Origin of the sequence: Kitasatospora sp. NPDC048540 (genome assembly GCF_040651175.1) — a bacterium.
Classification (GTDB): Bacteria; Actinomycetota; Actinomycetes; order Streptomycetales; family Streptomycetaceae; genus Kitasatospora.
Genome location: NZ_JBEZIR010000275.1, coordinates 1 through 1,355, shown reverse-complemented (window position 1 = coordinate 1,355; position 1,355 = coordinate 1). Strand labels below are relative to the sequence as shown.

Annotated in this window: 1 protein-coding gene; it reads left to right on the top strand. The window is 69.3% G+C overall.

The features are described 5' to 3' along the window. Positions 1-1,355: dihydropteroate synthase (locus AB0D08_RS40810; RefSeq protein WP_359895437.1), on the top strand; the 1,355-nt coding region annotated here is incomplete at both ends.

The window sequence follows — 1,355 nt, the reverse complement described above, 5'->3', positions numbered from 1 at the left end:
TGGGGGTGGACTACATCGGGCTGAACTGTGCGACCGGTCCGGCGGAGATGAGCGAGCACCTGCGGTATCTGGCGAAGAACGCCCGGGTGGGGCTGTCGTGCATGCCGAACGCGGGTCTGCCGGTGCTGGGCAAGGACGGCGCGCACTACCCGTTGTCGCCGGCGGAGCTGGCGGATGCGCATGACGTGTTCACCCGGGACTACGGGCTGTCGTTGGTGGGTGGGTGCTGCGGGACGACGCCGGAGCATCTGCGGCAGGTGGTGGAGCGGGTGCAGGGCCGCGAGATCGCGGTGCGTGAGCCGCGGCCGGAGCCGTCGGCGGCGTCGTTGTACCAGTCGGTGCCGTTCCGGCAGGACACCTCGTACCTGGCGATCGGGGAGCGGACCAACGCGAACGGGTCGAAGAAGTTCCGGGAGTCGATGCTGGCGGGGGACTGGCAGGCGTGTGTGGAGATCGCCCGGGAGCAGATCCGGGACGGCTCCCACCTGCTGGATCTGTGTGTGGACTATGTCGGCCGGGACGGTGTGGCGGACATGAAGGAGATCGCGGGGCGGCTGGCGACGGCTTCGACGCTGCCGATCGTGCTGGATTCCACCGAGCCGGATGTGCTGCGGGCGGGTCTGGAGGCACTCGGTGGGCGGGCGTTGCTGAACTCGGTGAACTACGAGGACGGTGACGGGCCGGACACCCGGTTCGGGAAGGTGGCCTCGCTGGCCCGGGAGCACGGGGCGGGTCTGATCGTGCTGACCATCGACGAGGACGGGCAGGCCCGTACCGCGGAGACGAAGGTCGCCATCGCCGAGCGGCTGATCGGCCAGCTGACCACCGAGTACGGGATCGAGGAGAGCTCGATCCTGGTGGACTGCCTGGCCTTCACACTGGGGACGGGTCAGGAGGAGTCGCGGCGGGACGGCATCGAGACGATCGAGGCGATCCGTGAGCTGAAGCGGCGCCACCCGGAGGTGCAGACCACGCTGGGTCTGTCGAACATCTCGTTCGGGCTGAGTCCGGCGGCCCGGATGGTGATCAACTCGGTGTTCCTGCACGAGTGCGTCGAGGCCGGTCTGGACTCGGCGATCGTGCACGCCTCGAAGATCCTGCCGATGGCCCGGATCCCGGAGGAGCAGCGGCAGGTCGCGCTCGACCTCGTCTACGACCGGCGCACCGCCGACTACGACCCACTGCAGCGCCTGTTGCAGCTGTTCGAGGGTGTGTCGGTGGCCTCCAGTGCGGAGTCGAAGGCGCAGGAGCTGGCGGCGCTGCCGTTGGAGGAGCGGCTGCAGCGCCGGATCATCGACGGTGAGCGCAACGGTCTGGAGGCGGACCTGGACGAGGCGCTGACGGGGCGTCCGGCA